Origin of the sequence: Alteromonas sp. S167 (assembly GCF_036864375.1) — a bacterium.
Lineage (GTDB): Bacteria > Pseudomonadota > Gammaproteobacteria > Enterobacterales > Alteromonadaceae > Alteromonas.
In genome coordinates, this window is sequence record NZ_JAZETR010000005.1 from 22,650 (window position 1) to 46,621 (window position 23,972).

General features: G+C 44.6%; 20 protein-coding genes and 1 tRNA gene. 6 read left to right on the forward strand and 15 right to left on the reverse strand.

Annotation, left to right across the window (positions count from 1 at the left end):
• Positions 1–7: 7 nt before the first annotated feature.
• Entirely contained in the window at positions 8–1,030 is a 1,023-nt protein-coding gene (locus V7R35_RS09180) for a LacI family DNA-binding transcriptional regulator (RefSeq protein ID WP_334014448.1), read from the reverse strand.
• Between the two features lie 399 nt (positions 1,031–1,429).
• Here V7R35_RS09180 and V7R35_RS09185 point away from each other — a divergent pair, with 399 nt between their 5' ends.
• Positions 1,430–3,688: a TonB-dependent receptor gene (locus tag V7R35_RS09185; protein WP_334014449.1), complete on the forward strand. Its 2,259-nt coding sequence runs from the start codon at positions 1,430–1,432 to the stop codon at positions 3,686–3,688.
• A 72-nt stretch (positions 3,689–3,760) separates the two neighbouring features.
• Here V7R35_RS09185 and V7R35_RS09190 read toward each other — a convergent pair whose 3' ends face one another.
• The 14 genes from V7R35_RS09190 to mutY all read right to left on the reverse strand — a co-directional run bounded on the left by V7R35_RS09190 (position 3,761) and on the right by mutY (position 17,852).
• On the reverse strand, positions 3,761–4,033 hold the full coding sequence (locus V7R35_RS09190; protein WP_334014450.1) for a hypothetical protein: 273 nt from the start codon (positions 4,031–4,033) through the stop codon (positions 3,761–3,763).
• Positions 4,034–4,456: 423 nt separating this feature from the next.
• Positions 4,457–5,503, reverse strand: coding sequence for a protein-glutamate methylesterase/protein-glutamine glutaminase (locus V7R35_RS09195; protein ID WP_334014451.1), 1,047 nt, complete (start codon positions 5,501–5,503; stop codon positions 4,457–4,459).
• A 2-nt stretch (positions 5,504–5,505) separates the two neighbouring features.
• A complete protein-coding gene (gene cheD / locus V7R35_RS09200; RefSeq protein WP_334014452.1) occupies positions 5,506–6,123 on the reverse strand; it encodes a chemoreceptor glutamine deamidase CheD in 618 nt (205 codons plus the stop codon).
• A 24-nt stretch (positions 6,124–6,147) separates the two neighbouring features.
• Entirely contained in the window at positions 6,148–7,182 is a 1,035-nt protein-coding gene (locus V7R35_RS09205) for a protein-glutamate methylesterase/protein-glutamine glutaminase (RefSeq protein ID WP_334014453.1), read from the reverse strand.
• Complete coding sequence (cheD, locus tag V7R35_RS09210; RefSeq protein ID WP_334014454.1) at positions 7,157–7,786, reverse strand: chemoreceptor glutamine deamidase CheD; 630 nt, start codon at positions 7,784–7,786, stop codon at positions 7,157–7,159. The genes V7R35_RS09205 and cheD (V7R35_RS09210) overlap by 26 nt, the downstream gene beginning before the upstream one ends.
• 27 nt (positions 7,787–7,813) lie before the next feature.
• The gene (locus tag V7R35_RS09215; RefSeq protein WP_334014455.1) at positions 7,814–8,644 is read right to left on the reverse strand and encodes a CheR family methyltransferase; all 831 of its coding nucleotides are present in this window, start codon (positions 8,642–8,644) and stop codon (positions 7,814–7,816) included.
• A 3-nt stretch (positions 8,645–8,647) separates the two neighbouring features.
• Positions 8,648–11,545 carry a methyl-accepting chemotaxis protein gene (locus tag V7R35_RS09220; RefSeq protein WP_334014456.1) on the reverse strand — a complete coding sequence of 966 codons (2,898 nt, stop codon included), beginning with the start codon at positions 11,543–11,545 and terminating at the stop codon, positions 8,648–8,650.
• 47 nt (positions 11,546–11,592) lie between these two features.
• The gene (locus tag V7R35_RS09225) at positions 11,593–12,096 is read right to left on the reverse strand and encodes a chemotaxis protein CheW (protein WP_334014457.1); all 504 of its coding nucleotides are present in this window, start codon (positions 12,094–12,096) and stop codon (positions 11,593–11,595) included.
• Positions 12,093–14,126, reverse strand: coding sequence for a chemotaxis protein CheA (locus V7R35_RS09230; protein ID WP_334014458.1), 2,034 nt, complete (start codon positions 14,124–14,126; stop codon positions 12,093–12,095). Before V7R35_RS09230 ends, V7R35_RS09225 begins: the two co-directional genes overlap by 4 nt.
• Positions 14,127–14,162: 36 nt before the next feature.
• Positions 14,163–14,528, reverse strand: a complete 366-nt coding sequence (locus V7R35_RS09235; protein WP_334014459.1) for a response regulator — start codon at positions 14,526–14,528, stop codon at positions 14,163–14,165.
• Between the two features lie 55 nt (positions 14,529–14,583).
• The gene (locus V7R35_RS09240) at positions 14,584–15,783 is read right to left on the reverse strand and encodes a methyl-accepting chemotaxis protein (RefSeq protein WP_334014460.1); all 1,200 of its coding nucleotides are present in this window, start codon (positions 15,781–15,783) and stop codon (positions 14,584–14,586) included.
• 395 nt (positions 15,784–16,178) lie between these two features.
• Positions 16,179–16,254, reverse strand: a tRNA-Phe gene (locus V7R35_RS09245).
• 151 nt (positions 16,255–16,405) lie between these two features.
• Positions 16,406–16,678, reverse strand: coding sequence for an oxidative damage protection protein (locus V7R35_RS09250; protein ID WP_334014461.1), 273 nt, complete (start codon positions 16,676–16,678; stop codon positions 16,406–16,408).
• 55 nt (positions 16,679–16,733) lie between these two features.
• Positions 16,734–17,852: an A/G-specific adenine glycosylase gene (gene mutY, locus V7R35_RS09255; protein WP_334014462.1), complete on the reverse strand. Its 1,119-nt coding sequence runs from the start codon at positions 17,850–17,852 to the stop codon at positions 16,734–16,736.
• 123 nt (positions 17,853–17,975) lie between these two features.
• Between mutY and V7R35_RS09260 the strand changes: the two genes are divergently transcribed.
• From V7R35_RS09260 to V7R35_RS09280, 5 genes are all read left to right on the forward strand, one after another.
• Complete coding sequence (locus V7R35_RS09260; protein WP_334014463.1) at positions 17,976–18,680, forward strand: alpha/beta fold hydrolase; 705 nt, start codon at positions 17,976–17,978, stop codon at positions 18,678–18,680.
• 91 nt (positions 18,681–18,771) lie between these two features.
• The gene (gene trmB, locus V7R35_RS09265; RefSeq protein WP_334014464.1) at positions 18,772–19,491 is read left to right on the forward strand and encodes a tRNA (guanosine(46)-N7)-methyltransferase TrmB; all 720 of its coding nucleotides are present in this window, start codon (positions 18,772–18,774) and stop codon (positions 19,489–19,491) included.
• Positions 19,491–20,573, forward strand: a complete 1,083-nt coding sequence (locus V7R35_RS09270) for a methyltransferase (RefSeq protein ID WP_334014465.1) — start codon at positions 19,491–19,493, stop codon at positions 20,571–20,573. Before trmB ends, V7R35_RS09270 begins: the two co-directional genes overlap by 1 nt.
• A 189-nt stretch (positions 20,574–20,762) precedes the next feature.
• A complete protein-coding gene (gene glgA / locus V7R35_RS09275) occupies positions 20,763–22,187 on the forward strand; it encodes a glycogen synthase GlgA (RefSeq protein ID WP_334014466.1) in 1,425 nt (474 codons plus the stop codon).
• A 126-nt stretch (positions 22,188–22,313) separates the two neighbouring features.
• On the forward strand, positions 22,314–23,960 hold the full coding sequence (locus V7R35_RS09280) for a sensor histidine kinase (protein ID WP_334014467.1): 1,647 nt from the start codon (positions 22,314–22,316) through the stop codon (positions 23,958–23,960).
• The last annotated feature ends 12 nt before the right edge of the window (positions 23,961–23,972 follow it).

Below are 23,972 nucleotides of genomic sequence, written 5' to 3' on the forward strand. Positions count from 1 at the left end.
AAAGAGCTTAGTCGAGCTTGGTTGAACGCCTAACAACAAGCGACGTTTCTACCACCTGACTGCTAGTAGGCTTGTTATCTAACTGATTAATAAGCTGTGCCACCATTAACTCAGCGGCTTGCTGTGTGTTTTGCTTTATAGTGGTTAACGATGGATGCATTAGTTCAGCAAGCGATATATCGTCGTAGCCCACAATACCAACATCACTGGGTATGCCAACGTACCGTTCTTTTAAGGCTTTTAATGCGCCGAAGGCCACCATGTCGCTTACGCAAACAATTCCGTCGAAGTCTAAACCGTTTGCTTTAATGCGGTCGTTAATAAATTGATAGGCTGATTTTGACGTAATATCAATAGCACAAACGGCATTATCGCTAGGCAGAATGCCGTGCTCCTCATGGGCTTTTAAAAACCCTCTGTAGCGTTCTTGCATTTCAGCGTGCTCAGGGTCGCCCAAGAAAATAACTTGTTTAGCGCCTTGAGTTAGTAAGTGCTTAGTAGCGCTATAACCGCCTGAAAAATTATCACCACCTATAACCGGATAGGTAGCTTCGGTTTTGGCATCGCCCCATACCACAATAGGCACACCTGATTGCGCTGCTAATTCAATTTTTTCGTCTGACTTTCCCTGACCTATTACCAAGATGCCATCTGCACGCTGACTACGAATAAAATAATTTGCCCAGTCGTCGCTTGCCATAAAAGAATTAGATAGTAGCAACTCATAGCCCTTGGCATTGAGCGCTTGGTTTAATTCACCTACAAGCTTAAGTAAAAATGGGTCGGTGGTACTTTGTTCGGTGTTATCGATTAAATTCAAGATAACGGCAATCACGTTTGTTTTTTGCGTGCGTAAGCGGCTAGCCGCGGCATTAACACTAAAATTATGAGCTTTTGCTAAGGCCTGAATTTTATTGCGTGTTTCTTGTTTTATAAGCGGGTTGTCGTTAAGCGCACGCGATGCTGTAGAGGTAGATACCCCTGCAAGTTCTGCTAGCTTAGCCAGTGTAAGTTTAGTTTCAGATGCCAATGTTGGTTGTCTCAGTGATCGGTGCTACGTTTTGAATACTACTGTTTCGCATATATAGTGTTCTGAATAATACTGTTCTGCATATTTGTTGGGGTGCTACATTACCTTTGCAGGCTTTGTATCGATTATTTTTCAGTTTAGCGACTGCCTCAAGTACAAAAACGTAACGCCAGCCAAGAAAGCCCCTTCAACGCCCTACACCAATATACCCTACATTGCATACACGTAAAACCTTGTTAACAACATACAACAATAAATTTGCAATCGATTGCATTTTGTTCTTGCAATCGATTGCAAACAGATCTATTTTGTTCGCAAATCGAGGTGCGTATAACAATTCATTAACCTGTTTAGCGCATTCAGTTAGCAACGAACATAAACTTTTCGGGAGCACACACCATGAAAACGTTGTTTACAAAGGGAATGCTAGCCAGCGCAGTAGCGGTAGCACTGGCGCAGCCTACCATGGCACAAGAAGAGTCGAAGCAACCTACTAGCGACAATACTGAAGTTATTATTGTAAGCGGTACGCCAGGTGGCGCGGGAATAAGAAAAATTGACGCAAGCTTTGCGGTAACAAACATTGATGCGGGTGACATTGGTCGCTTGGCGCCAAAGTCTACTGCCGACTTATTTAAAGCTATTCCGGGTGTTTGGGTAGAAAGCTCAGGTGGTGAGTCGGGCGCAAACGTTTTTGTACGTGGTTTCCCGGGTGGCGGCGATGCGCCTTTCTTAACCATTGCAATGGATGGCTCGCCAATTTATCCGGCACCTACCCTATCATTTTTAGAAAACTCACAGCTTTTCCGAATTGATGAAACCATTCAAATGGTAGAAGGTTTGCGCGGCGGCCCTAACCCTGTTGTAAGCAATGGTCAGCCTGGTTTAACCGCAAACTTCCGCCTTAAGCGCGGTAGCGACACCACAGAAGCATTAGCAAAATATACGGTTTCTGACTATGGCTTGAACCGCGTAGACGTTGTAGCAAGCGGCGCGTTAGACGATGACTTGTACTACATGGTTGGTGGTTACATTAAGAGCTCGCAAGGCATTCGCGATGCTGGCTTTAATTCAGAACAGGGCAATCAGTTCACCATTAACATCACCAAAGTTTTCGACAACGGCGAGCTAAACCTTTACACACGCCAAACTGACGATCGCGGCACATGGTATTTGCCAACGCCACTTAATGTTGAAGGCATTGATGCCAACTACACACAAATTGGGCCGTTGAACCGCCAAGCTACCATTACTTATGGTGCAGATAATGTTACTGAGTCGTTCGATTTTGGTGACGGTAGAGGCTGGGATGGTCACGTTAGTGGTGGTAGCTTAAAGCTTGATTTAGCAGATGGCTGGGCGCTAATAGATCGCTTTAATATTACAAAAGGCGCAGCCAATACCTTTGGTCTTGTGCCAAATGGTTCTGCGGTAACGGTTGGCGATGTAGCTGACAACGGCGAATCGGCAACGGGTGCAGTAACGGGCGTAGTGTATGATGCAGACACGCCAATTCAGCAAATTGGCCGATGGGTAGTACTTAAAGATATCGAGTCGTTCACTAACGATTTGGCAGTATCAAAAAGCTGGGATAGTGTTGACGCGTCTTTCGGTATCTACAGCGCTACAACCAAAGCGGAAGACTGGTGGAGTCTTGGCAACCATGCCTATCACGTTTTGGTACCAGGCGGTGAAGCCCTAAACGGTATTGAATGTAATAACAGCGCTGAAGGCTGTGGCTGGAACTACGACATAAATTCTGTAGGCGACGCTAGCACCATGGCGTTTTATGCTACTTCTACCTGGTACTACAACGCAGACCTAAGCATTGATGCAGGTATTCGTCGTGAAAATCACGAAGTGAATTACACGGTAGATGAGGGCCTTGATGGCGTAATTACAAAAGCGGTGCAGTACGACGAAACTAAGACATCGTGGACGTTAGGTGCAAACTACGCGTTAACCGACAACAGCGGTGTGTTTATGCGTATGAACCGCGGTTATAAAATGCCGTATTTCGACGACTTCCGTGACAACTTTGGTGCATTCTCAGCGGGTAATGACCTTATTCAAGAAGTTACTCAGGGTGAATTGGGCTATAAGTTCATGAATGAAGAAGTTCAATTCTTCGCCACTGCGTTTACTAACGAAGTTAAAGGCGACACCTTTGTTCGTCGCCCAGGTGCACCGGCTGAAATACTGACAAACGAAGCCTACGGTGTGGAATTAGATGGTCGTTATAGCCACGATTCAGGCTTCTCGTTAAGTGTAAATGCTACGATCCAAGAGACTGAAATTACAGCGAGTGCCACTAACGAAGGTAACGAAGCTCAGCGTCAACCGGGCTGGCAAGTACGTGTAACGCCAAGCTATGGCTTCGAAATTGGCGATATGTTTGCCACGGTGTACGGTACGCTATCAGCAGTAGACGATCGCTTTGGTAACAACGAGAACACTGTTGTACTAGATGGCTATGAAAAGGTAGACGTTGGCTTTACTGTAGAGCCTACAGAGTCGCTTCGCATTCAGTTCTCGGTTGACAACTTAACGGACGAACAAGGTATTACTGAGGGCGACCCGCGTAACCCAGACTCGCCAAACGGCCGCTACATTATGCCGCGTAGTATGCAGCTAAGCGCAACCTATATGTTCTTCTAAACGTATTTGAAGATAAACAAAAGCCTTACACTAGGTAAGGCTTAATTTTATTATTAATTTTTTAATGGGTAATTATACCTTAGCAACCTGCGCTACAGCTTTAGGTGCTTTTGACTCGAAGCCTTTGATGCTGCAAGAGCCACGCTTTGTGTTAAGGGCGTTAAGCTGACGCTTTAGCCAAGACTTTTGAATGTTCGACTTTGCTGTGTCCATTTCGGTGCTAACACGTGAAATTTCTTTGCCCACGTTTACACAGGCTTTTTTGTTTGGTTCGAAGCCACCGCTTGCTAGTGCTGATGAAGAAAAAGCTAGTGCTGCTAAAGCAATTAATGTGTGCTGTTTCATAAGAGTCCCCAACTACTCGTTATTATTTCTGATAGGTGTAATACCGTTAGAAGTGGCGTATTTGCCCTCACATCTGAAACAAATATAGCAGGCCTTTTCGGCTCTTTAGGTGTTGTAAAACATACGCTGTAATGAAAAACCGATTTATCAAAATCAATAAATCCGCAATGCATTGTTATATTTGAATTATTATTTTTTCAGCAATTTGCTATATGTTTTTGGTGTTCAGAATGTCTCTATTCTAACTAGCCCAACTACCCGTCTTTCCATAGTATCGGCCACAGCAACAGCCTTCTGTAGCAGCATCACTTGCAGTTAAGCGCGCATTATTAAAACATTGCGAACACTGGGTAACAAGTTAAATTCCCCATTGCTTTTACGACACGTATTCAATCCAAAATAGGTATGTTCGCACACACGTACTTACAAACGACTGCCAGCAGCCATTTTTTCCACGCTTTGCATTATTGCCTTACCCATAGCATCTAGCGGTAATACGTGTTTTGCTGCACCTTTTTCTATTGCCACTTTCGGCATGCCAAACACCACACAGCTGGCCTCGTCTTGACAAAACGTTTCGCAATTCTCATTAAAGAGTTCAAGTAAACCACGGGCGCCATCGCTACCCATTCCAGTAAGTAGTACACCTAGCGCATTGCTTCCAGCGCTTTTACAGATAGAGCCAAACAATACATCTACCGACGGTTTATGCCCTGAAACACGCTCGCCATCGGTTAAACGAATACGATAATCGGCGCCGCTTCGCTCCACTTCCATATGTTTATCACCGGGCGCTAGGTATGCATGCCCTGGCAGTAGACGCTCTCCCCCACTGGCCTCTCGCACTGTTATTTGGCACAGAGAGTCTAGTCGCCTAGCATACGTCGATGTAAAGCCGGGTGGCATATGCTGCGTAATAACAGTGGCGGGCGCATTAGCAGGAAACGACATTAGCACTTCTTTTATTGCTTCTGTGCCGCCTGTAGAAGCCCCAATAGCAATAAGCTTTTCTGTACCAGAGTAACTTACCTTGTTGACGGTAGGTGCAGTTGAGCCTACCGATTTTTTAACCTTTGAATTAGACGCAGTACGAATTTTTTCCACAATGAGCTGATGATAGGCAGCCATGCCCTCAGCCACGCCAATTTTAGGCTTGGCAACAAAGTCTATGGCCCCTAATTCTAAAGAGCGAAGTGTGGCCTGTGCGCCTTTCTCGGTAAGTGTTGAAATCATCACAACTGGTGTAGGCCGTGCGTTCATAAGTACTTCTAAAAATCGCAACCCATCAACTTTGGGCATCTCAATATCTAGCGTAATAACATCGGGCACTTTCTCCAAAACCATTTTTTTAGCAACAAATGCGTCTGGTGCTGCGCCCACTAGCTGCATGTCGGGTTCGCTTTTAATAATTTCGCTGAGAATTTGTCTAATTAGTGCTGAATCGTCCACTACCAATACTTTGATAGGCATAGTTAGTCCTCAAACATATCCACACTACCGCTAGGCGCTTGTTGTGTTAGCTCCCAACGGTGTTTGCTTTCGCGTTCTATAATAGTGGCGTTATTAAGCTCGTGAATACGCTTCATTAACACCTTACCCGTTGCAGGAAAGAAATATATTTTGCGCGCATATACATCGCACAAGTCACTTGCCAAGATCTCAATGCCTTCGGTATGAAGAAACTGCGTTACAAACTCTGCGTTAAACCTGCCCACGTCTTGCTGTACAAATGATGGCACAACTTTTCCGCCGCCAAACACCTTTGCTTTTATGCGCTGTTTATCTACCCCTGCTTTTACTAAATCGTTAATTAATATCTCCATAGCATGCACGCCATATTTGGTTATCATGCATTCGACTTGCTCAAGCTCTACCACTGTTTTGTTCACACTTGGCAGCATAAAATGGTTCATGCCACCGGCTCCTGTTTGCGGGTCGTACAAACAGGCTGCCACACAGGAACCCAGTACGGTCACCAACATTTTTTCTTGCGTGGTAACGAAGTATTGCCCCGGCAAAATCTTTACGGCGTCTATCTCGAATTTTCTATCGAAGTAGCTTATCGGCGCTTCAAAATTACAAGACTCCACGCCAACCTCTGCTGCTCGGTAATGTCATGAACTCATAGCCTCTATTGTGTCTAGGATGGCGCCAGACATATTACTAAGCGACACAACATGGGATGCCGCACCAAGTTCAATAGCTACCCTTGGCATGCCATAAATAAGCGAACTATTTTTGTCTTGACAAAAAGTAACGGCACCGGCTTGTTTCATTTCAGCCATACCTTTTGCACCGTCCTTGCCCATACCCGTAAGCAACACGCTAACAGCGTTTTTCTTGGCGTGCTTGGCTAAGCTGCTAAACATCACATCAACAGAGGGTTTGTGACCTGTTACTTTTGGGCCGTCATCTAGTTTAAGCCAATAGTTAGCGCCCTTTTTCTCTACCATTAAATGTCGATTTCCAGGTGCTAAATAAGCATTACCGGGAAGCAGTTGCTCACCACCCTTAGCCTCTTTAACTGCTATTTTGCAAAGCTGATTGAGCCTGTGCGCGTAAGAGGTTGTAAAACCGGGAGGCATATGTAGCGACATTACCGTTGCTGGCGCATTGCAAGGAAAATGCATTATGACGTCTTTTATAGCCTCTGCCCCGCCTGTTGACGCACCTATACCTATTACTTTTGCCGTACTTGTTTTACGCAGTTCCGCGTGCTGGCATTCTCGAGCATGAGTTGGACTTGAGGGTGTGGAACGAGCAGCAGCTTTTAACTTTTGAGTAAACACATAGCTATAATTTTTATCGCCTGAAGTAATGCCTATTTTCGGTTTTGCCATGTAATCAACAGCACCCAATTCTAGCGCACGTAAAATATCATTAGCTTTTTGTTTAGACAGCGCAGATATCATTACAACTGGCGTAGGCATAGCTTTCATCATCACTTCTAAAAAACGAACTCCGCTGACTTTGGGCATTTCAATATCAAGGGCAATAACATCTGGGCGAAACTCTTGCACCATCTGCTTAGCTACATGAGCGTCGGGTGCCGCACCAACCAGCAAAAAAGCGGTATCTGCACGAATGATATCGCACAGCACTTGGCGAACTAACGTAGAGTTTTCAACAACCAGTACTTTTATACGCATAAGGCGCTTCTGTAAGCGGCACTTCGCCGCTTTGAGCTTGCTCGGATAACAACTTGCAATGGAAAGACTCGCGGTTCTGAAGCGTTTCGTTATGGAAGTCGCGAATGCGTTTCATATACACATTGCCATTACTTGGGAAGAAATAAATTTTTCTGGCGTAGTTTGACTTTAAGTCGAAACTTTTAAGCGGAATATTGGCGTTACTTAAGTACTGAACCACAAACTCTGCGTTCACGTTACCAATATCTTGCTGCACCATGCCTTGCACAACCTTGCCGCCGCCAAACGCTTTTGCCACAAGCTTCTCTTTTCTTGCGCCTAAACGAATAAGCTGGCTAATTAACACATTCATTGCGTGCACGCCGTATTTAGTGGCTAGGCTGTTTGTAATGTCGCTACTTGCCGTTAAGTCGGGCAACATGAAGTGGTTCATGCCCCCAATTTGCTTTTCTTCATCGTAAATACACGCGGCAACGCACGAGCCCAAAATAGTAACCAGCGCTTTGTTTGATGCCGTTACATAGTATTGCCCGGGCAGCAGTTTTACAGCGTCTATTTTCAGGCGCCGATCGAAGTAACTTATTGGCGTTTCGTCTTGGCTCATGCTGCTACACCTTCAAAGGTTGCGGGCTTAGGTTACAGGCCTGTAAAGGGTTTTACCCATGGGCGTAACAAGCGAAGGATACATAGTGAAATTTTCGGAATGGCCCGCAACATACATACCTGTAGCTGGCATCATTTTTACCATTCGCTCGAGTATTTTCTTCTGTGTAGGCCTATCAAAATAAATCATCACATTTCGACAGAAAATTACGTCAACAGGGCCATTAACACACCACTGTGTAGAGGTTAAATTTAGCTGTTCGAACTGCACCATTTTTTGCAATTCAGCAACCACTTTCACCCTTCCCGCTTGTGCGCCCCTGCCGCGGTAGAAAAACTGTGATTTATACGCATTAGGTAACTGGGCAATACTGGTTTGTGTATAAACGCCGTCTCGCGCCTTTTGCAGTACAGTGCTGTCGATATCGGTGGCGACTATACTTATTCCTGTATTAAATGTGCCTAAGGTAGCGGCCACCGTCATCGCAATACTGTATGGCTCTTCTCCTGTGCTGCTTGCAGCACACCAAATACGATTTATGTTTGGATGGCGCCGAATGTATTGCTGTAACGCTTCAAAATGATGTGGTTCTCGGAAAAAAGCCGTTAAGTTGGTTGTTAGTGCATTAACGAAATGTTCCATCTCGCTTTTGTTTTTAGACACATGGGCCAAGTAGTCTTTAAAACTTCCCAGGTCTAAGGCACGTAGCCGTCTAGCTAGACGGCTATACACCATAGCATCTTTCGAGTCTGCTAAATTAATACCTGCATGTTTAAATAGCAGACTTTTAACGTGCTCGAAGTCTTTTCGGCTGTAGGCAAACTCGCGCTGAGCATCCGTGCTGGGTATGATTGACATACACTAAAACGCCTCCCAATCCTCGCCCTCCGGCGACGCTGGATTAAGTGCCTGCACGGGCTGTTTCGGTACTTCACGTTCTTTGGGTAAATGATGATTACCATTTAAAAACGTAGGGGCTACCGCAGATTCTCTGCTTGGCTTACTTTTCCCTCCTACTTTAAATACCGATACGCGCTGTGATAACTCGCCCGACTGTTGTCTCATGCTGTCTGCTGCAGCCGCGGCTTCTTCCACTAGAGCAGCATTTTGCTGCGTCATTTCATCCATTTGAACAACCGCATTACTTACTTCTTGAATGCCCGTGGCTTGCTCGGACGACGCCGCCGCAATTTCTGACATAATATCGTTCACGCGTTTTATCGCAGTCACAATATTTGACATGGTTTCACCCGACTTATTCACCAGCACGTTTCCATCGCCAATTTTATCAACCGACGCTGAAATAAGAGCTTTGATATCTTTTGCAGCCTCTGCCGAACGCTGTGCTAACGTCCGTACTTCCGAAGCTACAACCGCAAAGCCTCTTCCCTGCTCGCCCGCTCTTGCCGCTTCAACCGCAGCGTTAAGCGCCAAAATGTTGGTTTGGAACGCAATGCCGTCTATTACGCCAATGATGTCTGAAATACGCTGTGCTGAATCGTTAATTTCGCCCATGGTATGCACCACCTGCTCAATCACTCTTCCGCCCTCTGAAGCAACTTCAGACGCTTGGCTAGCCAGCCCTTTCGCTTGGTCGGCATTTTCAGCATTTAGCTTAACTGTGCTTGTTAGCTCTTCCATAGCAGAAGCCGTTTCTTCAAGGCTTGAAGCTTGCTGCTCGGTTCTGCTAGATAAGTCTGCATTACCTGTGGCAATCTCATTAGACGCAGTGTCAATGGTTTCCACTGCATGGTGAATTTTTACAATGGTATCTTTAAGCTCTTCAATAAAGTGATTAATCGACTCGCCTAATACCTTAAAGTCACCTTCTAACGGCTCTTCGATGGTCTTTAATAAATCGCCATCACTTAGGCTTGCCATTACATTTTTAATACTTTCAACAGCCAGTGTCCGGCCTGTTACATCTGTAGCGTATTTTACTACACGGAACGGCTTACCTTCCTGATCAAGAATGGGGTTGTAAGAGGCCTGAATGAATACGGGCTGCCCTACTTTATTGAACCGTTTGTATTCGCCACTAGCGTATACACCTTGACGAAGCTGTTCCCAAAACGCAGCGTACTCAGGGCTATTTTTATAGGTGGGATCTACAAATATGCTGTGATGCTTACCTTTAACCTCATCGAGGGTATATCCCATGGCTGCCAAGAAATTACTATTGGCGTTTTGAATAACACCATCCATATTAAATTCGATGACGGCCTGCGATTTGCTGATTGCCGTAAGCTGACCTTCGAAATAGGCGTTTTTGAGCTTTTCTTCAGTAATGTTAGTCGCGTATTTCACCACTTTGAATGGCGTGCCGTTCATGTCTTCAATTGGGTTATAAGATGCTTGGATCCATACTGCTTTGCCATCTTTATCAATACGCTTAAACTCTCCCGCAAAGAACTTTCCGGTTTTAAGCTCACCCCAAAAACGTTGGTACTCTTCCGATTGACGAGTTTCTGCATCAACAAACATTTGGTGGTGCTTACCTTTGATTTCATCAAGGCGATAGCCCATGGTATTTAAGAAATTTTCGTTAGCCGTAATAATATTGCCATCGACGTCGAATTCGATAACCGCCTGAGATTTACCAATAGCGTCAATCTGCCCTTCAAAATACGCATTACGCAATTTTTCTTGCGTTACATCGGTGGCAAATTTAACCACTTTAAAGGGCTTGCCACTGCTATCTAAAATGGGGTTATAAGACGCTCGAATCCATATTTCATTTCCACCTTTAGCAACGCGTTTATACTCACCTTCACTGTGCTCGCCAGAACGTAGACTCTGCCAAAATGCGGTATATTCGTTACTGAGTTTGTAGGCGGGGTCGACAAACATACTGTGGTGCTGCCCTTTTATCTCCCCAAGGCTATACCCCATCGCCGTCAAAAAATTTTCATTGGCGTTAAGAATGGTTCCTTCCAAGTCGAACTCGATAACTGCTTGCGACTTATTAATTGCCGTTATTTGCCCTTCGTAATCTGCATTTTTGTGTTTTTGTGCAGTAATATCCGAGGCAAATTTAATGACATACTCAACGTTGCCATTGGCATCGAAGACCGGGTTATAGGTTGCTTGAATCCATACCTCCTCGCCTTGTTTGTTGATGCGACGGAATTCTCCGCTATGCACATCTCCACTGGCTAATTTGTTCCAAAATTCAGCATATTCAGGACTTTTGGCGTAGTCGCTATCAACAAAAATACGGTGGTGCTTACCTACAACTTCGTCTTCGTGATACCTCATGGCATTTAAAAAATTAGGGTTTGCTGACAGTATTTCACCTTTTGTGGTAAACGAAATTACGGCTTGGCTGCGGGTAATAGCCTCAACCATCCCCTTATTGCGCTTGGCTTCGGTGTTGTCTTGCCATTCCGTTACATAAAGCTGAATACCTTCTTGTTCATCAGATAGCGGCGTGCATGAAACACAGAAAGTATGCGCGGCCAATGATACAAACCGTTTTCTATTGCCGCTTTGTGACAGCGTTCGGGTAACACTTGTATCGGCGGGAGCAATTTCATCAATTGGCTTGCCAATTAACGAGCCGCCAATATCCTCGGCAGTAAAGTCGCTGGTATAGCTCTTCACCAACGCTAAAAAACCCGCAGTGTGGTAGGCAATTACACCTGCACTATCAATGACACAGAGGTTTGATGCACTTGCCTCTAAAATCTTCGACTTAAGCAATGCTTCGTGCTTCGCTGTTTTTAACTCTTCGCCATTCAGAAAATTAAATACGCCCATAACTCATGTTCCCAATTTCATGTTTATGTTTAGGTAGCAGCTTGTAACTACGCGCTCTCTGTTACGCTTTCAGGTGCAACCAAACCTAGCTCGTCACTAGTAATTAAACTCTCTATATTCACAAGAATGACCATGCTTTCGTCTACATCAGCTAAGCCATATAAGTAGCGACTATCGAACGCTACACCGAACTCTGGTGGCGGCAAAACCTGCTCTTCCGACAATCTAATAACGTCCGACACGCCGTCTACCACAATGCCTACAATGCGCTGTTGAATATTCAGCATAATGACAATAGTGAAGTCGTTATAAGTGGCTTCGCCCACATTGAATTTAATACGCAAATCGACAATAGGAACGATATCGCCACGAAGATTTATCACGCCTTTAATAAACGCTGGAGCATTCGCTATTTTGGTCACTTGCTCGTAACCACGAATTTCTTTTACCGTGGTGATGTCCAATCCGTAATGCTCTTCACCTAAAACAAAACTTAAATACTCTTTATCTTGACTGCTCATAGCGCTTTGGTGTGCAACTGCTTCGCTCATGAAAGCAACTCCTCTATCTGATTTGAGGTATACGTGGTTGCGATAGAGTCGGCGTCGATGATTAACGCTACTTTACCGTCGCCCATAATGGTGGCCCCTGCTATACCTGCGACTTTTCGGTAATGTTCTTCTAAGCTTTTGATAACAACCTGTTGTTGACCCACCAGCGCATCCACTAATATGCCAAAGCGTTTTTTGCTGCTCTCTATCAATACTACAATGCCTTGTGTAGGGCACTTTGCCGCTCCCTCTACTTCCATAAAGTCGTAAAGGGGTACCAGTGGCCAATATTGATCTCGAATATGGAGAACTGTGTCATTGCCTAACGTTTTAAGCTGCGGCTTAGTGGGCTGGAAAGACTCAATGATGTTGAGTAAAGGAATAACGAATATCTGCTCGCCAACAGACACGCACATACCGTCTACAATGGCCAGCGTTAAAGGGAGGTGGATGAAGAATGCAGAGCCTTCACCAGCATTCGATTCAATGTCGATGCGACCACCAATAGACTCTATATTACGGCGCACTACATCCATACCTACGCCGCGGCCCGATACATCAGTAATGGCTTCAGCTGTTGAGAAACCAGGCTGAAAAATTAACTGCCACACTTCCGAGTCGGGCATATCGTCCGACACAGGAAGCCCGTTGGTTCGTGCCTTTTCCAATATTTTATCGCGATGTAAACCACCACCATCATCGACAATACTGATAATTATGCTGCCACCCTTTTGTTCGGCGCTAAGAATAACCGTGCCTTTTTCTGGCTTACCAGCAGCGGTGCGCTTCTCCGGTGACTCAATTCCGTGATCCACACTGTTTCGCACAAGATGAGTAAGTGGGTCGACTATTTTTTCAATTAGGCTTTTATCAATTTCTGTACTGCCACCTTGCAATACCAACTCCACCTGTTTGTTAAGCTTTCCAGCAAGGTCGCGAACTAAACGAGGGAATCGATTAAATGTAGCGGTTAAAGGCAGCATGCGCATAGACATAACCGACTCTTGAATTTCTCGGGTATTACGCTGAAGTTCATCGATAGCAAGTTGAAGCCTTTCACCTAGCTGACCGTCTACCTCTTGACCCACCATAGACAACATAGACTGTGTAATTACCAGTTCACCCACCAAGTTCACCATGGCGTCAATTTTGTGTGTATCGACACGAATAGATGCTGACTCTCGGCTTGGTGCTTTCTTCGCTGCTACCGGTTTGCTTGCTGCTTTTGGACTAGCCGCTTTTGTTATAACCTCTTTCGAAGGCTGAACTTGAGGTGTGTGAGCTTTAGGTTCACCTTCATTTAAAGGCTTGGAGTTAGCCTCAGTGTTTTCGCTTGAAGAGCCTGGTAATGCATCGTCATCGAAAAAACCAAAACCTTGTGCTTTCTCTTCTTCGTCTTTTACTCCAACAGGTTCGTCGTCAAAAAAGCCGAAACCGTCGTCATCAGCCTTGGTAGTGATAGAAGGTTCAATGTTAGGCTCGTCGTCAAAAAAACCAAAGCCATCGTCATTACTATCGGCAGTAGAACTTGAAACAGCTTGTGATGTGCTGGGTTCATCATCGAAAAAGCCAAAACTATTGTCTTCGCTAGCGACTTCTTCAGAAGGCTGTGATGCGATTGAGTCTGTAGCGTCTTGCTGATGCCCTTCAATGGCATTGTTTAACACTACAATACGTTGAGCTATTTCATCTTCAGGAACATCAGAAGCATTTCTGTATGCGTCTAGTGTTGCTTTTAATACGTCTAATGTTTCAAGCAGCACGTTTACAATGTCGGCGGTTACCTGCAGTTCGTTATTGCGCGCCTTATCTAGTAGGTTTTCCATTACATGCGTTAGGTTCATTAACGCATCAAAACCAAAAATACCGCTTCCTCCCTTAATTGAGTGGGCGGCTCTAAAAATGCTGTTGAGCTCCTCCGGATCAGGTGCTTCAACATCAAGGCTCATCAATAGCTGTTCCATATCGTCAAGGTGTTCGTCGCTTTCGTCGAAGAACACGCTATGGAACTGTTCAATATCGATGCTCATTCTGAATCCTTCCAGAGAATTGAATGGACGCGTTAACTACCCCAACACGCGTTTCGTTACGTCTAATAATTTATTTGGGTCGAACGGCTTCACCATCCAGCCAGTTGCACCCGCCGCTTTACCCTTTGCTTTCATATCATCACCCGCTTCTGTGGTTAACATAACAACGGGTGTTCGAGCATAGTTACCTAAGCCACGTAAGCTTTTCACCAGTGTTAGGCCGTCCATACGAGGCATATTCTGATCGGTCAAAACGAAGTCAAATTGGTGCCCTTTACACTTGTCTAAAGCGTCTTGGCCGTCCTGTGCAGTAGTTACTGCATAGCCAGCGCCTTTCAACGTCATTTCAACCATTTGCCTAATTGATACCGAGTCATCTACTACTAGTATTTGTTTTCCCATAACATTACCTTTTTCATTCAACCTTCACTGGTTCCTTGAACTACCTATTTTGACGCTAGAACAGCTCTACTTCTCCCGCATCCATCGAGGTTGCAGAAACAGGGTTGTGGTCGTTCTTACCTTTATCAGCTAAGCCTTTTTTGTATTCATTAAGCGCAGTAACGAATTCGTCAACGTTATCGGCAGTGAGCTTTTCTAATCGCTCTACCATAAACTTCACAATATCTTGGGTGTATTGAATATGCTGGCCATTAATATCGCCAAACTGCATACCTCGGATAGTATTGCTTAACGCTTCATCAAGCTGTTGGCCAATGTCTTCTATTTGTTTGGTGGTGTGTAAGTCAGCCTCGGCTTTTTGGATAATTTCAGCTAATTGCGCACTAATATGCGACTTTGCTTTAACCACATGGGAGATGTCTTGCGAGGCTACGACTTTTGCGGTTTCGGTAAGTCTATCAACAAGGCTACGAATGTTTTCCACCTGCGTTTTTATAACGTCACTAAACTGCGTAGAGCGAGTTGATAGCGCGCGTACTTCATCAGCTACAACAGCAAAACCTCTTCCGGCCTCTCCGGCACGTGCCGCTTCAATGGCTGCGTTAAGAGCAAGTAAGTTGGTTTGCGCGGCAATATCATCAATACCACTAAGTGCTTCAATAACCGTAGGCATCGCCTGCTGAATAGTTTCAACTTGCGACATCAGCTGTTCTGTAGACGACGACATTTGCTCGGTAGAATTAATGAATTGCGTTAGTGTGCCGTCAGTTTCTTTCGCAAACGTGCGCATTCTGTCTGAATAAGACAAGGTGTGTTCCTTATCAACACTTAATAAATCTTCAATGCACTCTATTTGCTGTGACACCAGCGACTTCAAACTGCCAAACGCCGTTGCCAACGTTTCTACTGCATCGTCTTGCGTTGACTTAATAGCCGTCAAATTGTCATCGCAAGTAGATAACGATGCTGCCAAAGTTCCACTGGCCTTTAAAATATCGTTGTTATCTGACAGCTTGGGCGGTACCGCTTCAAATCGCACTTCAGGTATAGCTGCGTTATTTTCAGGTATTGCCGTTTTATACAGAAGTAACAAACCCAGTACCGCTGCACTTGCAGCAACAAGACCAATAAAGGGAGAAATAAAAACAAACAATAACCACGCTATGGCAATACTGGTTATACCCACTATTACTGCCTTTCGCAGCATAACGTTTAATTCGTTTTCTTGAGAACGGTTATCAGACGACAAATACATGCTCCTTGCTTACGTGCCCACTGATTACTAATTCTGCGCTGTGTTGCAACAACGCCCTTTATCTAATGTGTGCTAGCAAGCCAATTAACAGATAATAAATACAGCCCACTAGAAATAAGCAATGCGGGACTAAAGTCTAAATATCTTTTCATGTTGTAAGCGTAGTACCCATTTTTAAAAGTAGGCAAGAATATGCAAAAAAATTTAATTGAAATGTTACACACCATCATTTTGAGGCAGGAATGCGTTGTGGAGTAGGAATTTAGACGTAGAAAGAATTTAGTAACACCGGGATTGTAACGCGCGGTGCAGCCGCAGGGATACGCCAGCGTGTGCCTGACTTTTCAACCACCGGGATCAAAAAAGCCCTCGCATTTCTGCAAGGGCTTTGATGATGGTGCCTCGACCCGGGATCGAACCAGGGACACGCGGATTTTCAATCCGCTGCTCTACCAACTGAGCTATCGAGGCGAAAACTGGTTAGCGCTTCAGGCGTTTACTGCCTGTCCTGCTGTGGGTGCGTATTAAACGGTTTTCGCCCTAACAAGTCAACCGTTTTTATCTCTTTTTTTTCGGTTTTATGACTGTTTGCACATTGTTTATTCAAAAACCGTATTTTTGCCTATTTTTCCGGCGGAACATAGCCTTCAATTGTAGGCTCTACACCATCAAAAAGGTACGCAGACATTTTTTCTTCTAAAAACGAACGCGCGTTAGGGTCCATCATATTAAGCTTATGCTCGTTAATTAGCATGGTTTGCTTTTTTTGCCATTCCGCCCATGCTTCTTTAGAAATGTTATCAAAAATGCGCTTACCCAATTCACCTGGGTAAAGTTGGAAGTCTAAGCCATCGGCGTCTTTTTGAAGCTTGTGACAAAATACTGTTCTTGCCATGGGTAATCCTCTTTTACGTTGCTGCCAACCTTTAAGATAGGCAGTAACCAATTAGTTAAAGTGCTAACTGTTTAATAATTTTTGTAGTTGGTGCGGCTAACCCTACTTCAATGGGTTCGTTTAGCGTAAACCACTTCGACGGCATTTCGGCCACCTGCTTTCGTGGGGCAGAGTTTACCACGGCAACCACCGGCGTTATATCTAAATGAAAGTGACTAAACGTATGCCTAAACGTTTCTAGCGTAATCGTACTGTCTACAGTAATGCCATTTTTTAATAGCTGCGCTAGTCCGTCCTCTACACTCGGTGTTTCTAAGAAACCGTACAATCCCCCCCATAAACCAGAGGGCGGACGCTGCTGCAGGTAAACCTGTTGATTAAACTGCGGCACCAGCATAAACGTGGTCTTTACTGGTAGTGTCTTCTTTGGTTTTTTACCTGGATATTCACTTTGCGTGCCCTGCGCATAGGCCAGACAGGTTGCCTGCAATGGACATTCATCACATTTGGGTTTGCTGCGTGTGCACACCATTGCCCCCAAATCCATCATGACTTGAGTGTAGTTAGCACAACGTGTTTGCGGTGTATTTTGCTCTGCCACTTCCCATAATGCACTTTCAACTGCTTTCTGCCCTGGCCAGCCACCTATGGCGTAATAGCGAGCAAGAACACGCTTTACGTTGCCATCTAAAATGGGAAAGCGCCTATTTCTGGACAACGACAAAATAGCCCCTGCCGTTGAACGGCCAATGCCCGGCAACGCAATAACGTCTTCAATATTATTTGGAAACTCGCCGTCGTAGTTGTCCACCAGCATTTTTGATGCCTTGTGAAGATTGCGCGCCCGCGCGTAATAACCAAGGCCAGTCCAATGATGCAATACATCATCTTGCGAGGCATTTGCCAAATCAAATACCGTTGGAAACGACTGCATAAAACGCTCGAAATACGGAATTACCGTAGTAACCTGCGTTTGTTGAAGCATGATTTCAGATATCCACACTTTATAAGGCGTAACATCTTGCTGCCACGGCAGGTGTTTTCTGCCATGTTTATCAAACCATGCAATTACGCGGTCTGAAAAACTTGGCGGCTTGCCTCTCTCTTGATAATTCGCTTCTTCGATGTTTGTTTTTTGGATATCGGCTTTTTGGTTTGCTACTTTTGAACTCATATGTCTCTTTATATGGCGATGCCAACGGCTATTTTAATGGTCGCTTTGTTTTCTTGTCGTTCATTCATAAACAGTCTTGCTATGGTAGCATGTACACTGAATAGTTTTAGTTAAGGAATTTGTGTGGCCGCACAGCACCCTGTATTGTTTTTTCCCGGAACACTTTGCGACGAACGTATATTTCTTCCACTTTGGAAGTCGCTATCTATTGCACAACGTCGTTATGTGCCACTTCAGTGGGCGGCAACGAAAGACGACATGCTAGCGCTAAGTAAAGACAGAGTACTTCCCAATGAAAAGGTACATCTGGTTGGCTACTCAATGGGTGGCTATATTGCCGCGTTATTTGCCAGCATGGTGCCACAACAAATTGCCTCTATTACGCTTATTGGTTATAGCCCTTTAGGGTTGTCAGCTGACGAAATAGCTAAGCGAAAGCAAATTGTTACTATGCTTAGAAAAGGTCAATTCAAAACCGATAACCATGCTTATCTGTCTCGCTTTGTGCACCCTTCACGTATGAACGATGAAAGTGTTATTGGTGTAGTGAAAGCAATGGCGAACGACCTTGGTAAAAATACCTTACTCAATCATACGCAGGCCACCACACCCCGAGAAGATACGACAGCTATGCTGGCAAAGATTAATGCTCCCGTTACTTTTATTGCTGCGCAGCAAGATAACATTGCACCGTTAAATGACATTCAACGTAGTGCTAAGCAAATACCTCACGCAACACTTCATGAGCTTGAAAACACGGGCCATATGATACCGCTAGAGCAAACTGCGCAGTTAGCCACTATTATTGATAAGCAAGTTAGCGATTAAAAATACAGCATTTTTCTTATTATGGCGTTGCATAAGACGCAGGTAAGTGGATAATGCGCCACCAGAAATTTGGGTAAGTAAGGCATTGCAAATGAGGCAATTCAAAAGTCAGGCGGAAGCAGAAGCCGCTGGTGTATACGTTAGCAAGGTAAAAAGCTACGTTAAACGCGAAGGAAGACTCACTAAAGGTCAAGAAAAAGCATTGGCAGACTACTGGCCAACGATGGGTATCGACTACGTTGATGCACCGCTTGAATTTAGTGACGTATTTGGCCGCACCGCGCCTGTAATTGTTGAAATCGGTTTTGGCATGGGTAAGTCTCTCGTTGAAATGGCCGGCGCTGCACCCGACAAAAACTTTGTGGGCATTGAAGTACACCGCCCTGGTGTAGGTGCATGTTTATCTGATGCAGGTGAGCAGGGCATTGAAAACCTACGGGTAATGGAACACGACGCGGTAGAAGTGCTTAAAAATATGATCCCCGATGGTAGCTTAGCGCGCTTGCAGCTTTTCTTCCCTGATCCTTGGCACAAAAAGCGTCATCACAAACGCCGTATCGTTCAAGCTGAATTTGCCGAACTGGTAAGAACTAAGCTTGCTATTGGCGGTTGTTTCCACATGGCAACAGACTGGGAACAGTACGCTGAGCACATGGCAGAAGTGATGAACGCGGCAGAAGGCTACACCAATACATCCAAAGAAGGTGATTACGTGCCTCGCCCTGATTATCGCCCTATTACTAAATTTGAAACCCGTGGCCAGAAACTTGGTCACGGCGTGTGGGACCTGATTTACGAGCGCACCAAATAATGATCCTTACACCTCAAAGCCAGTTGCTAGAGCGCAACATTTCGTTATTCAACACTGGAAGTTGGGCTTTTATTAATCCGTCTGACGCGTACTTTTTTGACGGTATTAAGTCGAAACACATTACCGTGCTACATCAGTACTTTGATGTATTTGCCGAATGTGCACGCGTTATTCCTACGGTGTCGTTCGACAGCAGGGATATTACCAATACAGGCTTTGAGGTAACCCAAAAGGTCAGTAATCACACTCACATTTTTGCACCGTTTGTAACGCTTTCGAAATCTCATACTGATGTAATGGTATTTTTGCCTAAAGCGAAAACGCATTTCCAAATGCTGCTGCGAATGGCTGCGGGCATGGTAGGAGAAGGTGGTCGAATTCACGTAGTGGGCGAGAATAAAGGCGGTATTAAAAGTGCGGCCAAGCTTATGCAGCAATATGGCCCTACGCAAAAGGTAGACTCCGCACGTCACTGTAGTCTTGTCACCGTTTTAGTTGAAAGCGATCACTTAGCTTTCGACCCTGCAGATTGGGTAGATTTTAATAGCTATAGTGTTGATGGTTGCACGTGGGATGTAGCGTCGATGCCGGGCGTATTTAGTTATAAAGAACTTGATACAGGCACAGAGCTTTTACTAGAAAAACTGTCGACAACATTGAGTGGCGATGTGCTTGATTTTGCCTGCGGTGCAGGTGTAATTGCCAGTTACGTTATGTTGAAGTACCCGCATTTAAAACTACACCTTACCGATGTAAGTGCGTTAGCGGTTTACTGCAGTGCGCTAACGTTAGCTAAAAACAATTTAACCGCTACTCTTTATGCGGCAGATGGCCTTCATGGATTCACCAAGAAAGTTCAGCACATACTTACTAATCCACCGTTTCATACGGGTATAAAAACCGACTACACCATTACTAAGCGCTTTATTTCAGATGCAAGAAGGCTATTAACCAGCCAAGGCTCAATGCAAATGGTAGCAAACCGATTTTTACCCTACCCAGGGCTGCTGGCAGAGCATTTTCAAACGGTTTACACCACTGCACAAACGTCACAGTTCTCGGTATATCAAGCTACGAGTTAAATATTAAACATTCTGCTAATTAAAAAGTGGTTGAGCTTGTGCTAACGTAAAAGCTCAACCGTGCACTGCTGCGAGCTATTCAGGAAAGCTATAGATCGAAACTAGCCATGCCGCTTGCCCACCCAACGTTTTTATTTTTTTATAACGAATGTAAACGTGCCTGTTCTTTGTATGCAAAGGAGATGTCCTGTGAATATTGTATTTGCGATTTCAGAAGTAGAAGAACTGGTTAAAACCGGTGGACTTGCCGATGTGGGTAAAGCTCTGCCATATGCACTTCACGCGCTTGGTGAAAGCGTAACTATCGTTATGCCCTACTACAAAGTGCTAGCAGAGCAATACAACCTGCCATCCATTACAGAGCAGCAAACGCTGTTTACTGAAGGGCAGGTATATCAATTCGACATTCGCTACATGCAGTGGAACAATTTAGCGGTTTACTTCGTTGACTCACCTGACCATTTTATGCGCGACGGCTTGTACTCGAATGCCTACGACGTGTACGAAGATAATGGCGAACGCTTCAGTTTCTTCAGTGGCGCGGTACTGCAAACGTTAAAAGCCATAGACAAAAAGCCTGATGTAATTCACTGCCACGACTGGCACACTGCAATGCTACCTTTCTTGCTTACTCACGATAGAAGCGGCTTTTTCGATTACTGCAAAACCGTTTTCACTATTCACAATGCGGCTTTTCAAGGCGTGCACAAACTTGAAGATATTCCTTTCCTTCGCCACCACCCTAGTATTTTGGCGCAGGTACATGGCGGCTACATCAATATGCTTCAAAGCGGCATTGAGTATGCCACGAAGGTAACAACGGTAAGCCCTAATTATGCTAGAGAACTCCTTACCGACCTAGGAAGCCATGGCCTTCATGAGCGATTAGTAAGTAGAAGCAGCGATTTAAGCGGCATATTGAACGGGTGCGATTACACGCAATGGAATCCAGAGACCGACCCTTATTTACCGCGCAACTACAGCGCGTCGAATTTACATGCAAAGCAATCGTGCAAAGAAGCCTTGCAAACTAAATCAGGGTTGCCAGTCAAACTTTCCGTACCGCTAATTGGCATGGTATGCAGACTGACCGAGCAAAAAGGCTTTGGCTACATCCTGCCAATTTTAGATGAACTGGTGAAACACAATTTGCAGATGGTTATTGTGGGTACTGGCGACCCAAAAGTTTGTATGGATTTAGGCGAGTTTGCTCAACAACACCCTAACCAATTTGCCTTTATCAATGGCTTTAGTTCCGAGCACGCCCATTTAGTAGAAGCCGGCGCAGACTTCTTCCTTATGCCTTCACAGTTTGAACCTTGCGGCCTAAATCAAATGTATAGTTTGGCTTATGGCACAGTACCTATTGTTCGCTCGGTGGGCGGCCTAAAGGATACCGTAATTGATCATTCACACTGTGACAAAGGTACCGGATTTGTGTTCGACGAGCCCACGGCAGAGGCGCTATTGGCTTGTATACGACGTGCGCTACTGTCTTATTATGAAAACACCGCTAAATTCAGAGAAATGCAGATTCGCGGCATGAACAAGCGCTTCACATGGGAAGCATCGGCCAAGCAATACCAACAGCTTTACGACAAAATAGTGCACTAATCACAAAGCGTTAGCGTTACATTTTCACTAAAGTTAATGTTTGTTAACGCACGTCTTTCTTTTTGCGCAAATATGCGCCAATATTGAATTATTGGAACGCGCGATGGACCAAGAATAAAAACATAAATGACGGATAAAGCAGTTAAGTTTTCAATTCGCAGTCTCTTTTTATGGGTAGTAATGTCTATTACTGCTTTCTCGCTTGCTGTTCTATCAGGCCTGTCTATTTATACGCAGATAAAAACCTACCGCCACGAATTAGAATCTAACGCTATTGTTCTTATTAAATTAGTTGCCAATAGCGCAGCAAATTATCTTTATGATGACACCCCTGAAGGCATTGAAAAAGCACTGGCTAACTTAGGCGCAGCTGATCACGTGTTAAATGCCCATGTTTATAAATCGCAAAGCAACGCAGACGAACCTGAAATTTTCGCATCGTTTAATAGTGAAGGTCAGCTGCTGTTAGGTGGAAAAGAAAACCAGCTAAAAGCGTTATACCTTTCACCTAGATTAGCCGACACTGGTAATTACTTAGAGCTAAGCACAAAAATATTTGATGAAGAAACCAATATACAGCTAGGTTGGGTGTATATTCGAGTATCGTCTGAGAACTTTAACGACTTAGTGGGTCAGTCGATACTCATTAATATTATTGTAGCCTTCGCGTTGCTTGGTATTAGTTTTTACACGGCAGTAAAAATGCAGCGTGTGGTAACTGGTCCGGTTGAAGAAATTGCAGGTTTTCTGCAGCGCACATCAAGACAACGAGATTACTCTGCACGTGCAGAAGGCTCAGCCATTCACGAATTGGATATATTGGCCGACTCGGTAAATATCATGCTGTTTCGTATGCAGGAATATATGCAAAAGCAGCGACAAGCAGAAGAGCAGCACAGAAAGTTAAACGCCAGCTTGGAAGATATGGTAAATCACCGCACCACCGCGCTAAAAGATGCAAACCAAGAGCTTATCCAAACCTTGGAAAAGCTGCATCAGTTTCAAAGACAAATTGTGCAGAATGAGAAAATGGCCTCGCTTGGCGACATGGTTGCTGGTGTTGCCCATGAGGTAAATACGCCAATAGGGCTTGGTGTTACGGCATCAACTATGATGCTTGACCGTTTAGCTATCATTCAAAAAGACTTCGAAAACAAAACGCTGAAAGCCAGTGCAATGAAGCGATTTTTGGATGAAAGTAACGAAAACCTGAATATTATTTATCGTAACTTGAACCGCGCGGCCGAGCTTATTTCAAGCTTTAAGCAGGTTGCCGTAGATCAAACATCAGAATCTAGCCGAAGTTTTTGCGTTGAACAGCTAGTTAATGAGATACTATTGTCATTGCAGCCTCGACTTAAAAAACTAAAACACAACATCAACGTAGTATGCGACCCTACCTTAAGCGTTGAAACGAAGGCTGGCCCGATAAATCAAATTCTGATTAACCTTATTATGAATTCGGTTATTCACGGTTTTGAAAACATCGAAGAAGGCACTATAGGAATTAGTGCTGAGTTGGTGAGTAGTAATAAACTGAAGCTCGTTTATACCGACAACGGAAAAGGCATTTCCCCAGAGATCCGCAAACGTATCTTTGACCCATTTGTGACGACAAAGCGCGGCCAAGGCGGTTCAGGTTTGGGAATGCATCTAGTGTATAACTTAGTGACACAAGCACTCAATGGTTCTATCTCGATTACCAGTGAGGAAGGTAAAGGCGTAGAATTTAGTATTCTTTTCCCTGTAGCCAATGCTAAAACGTCTAATTAGTTGTATATAGTA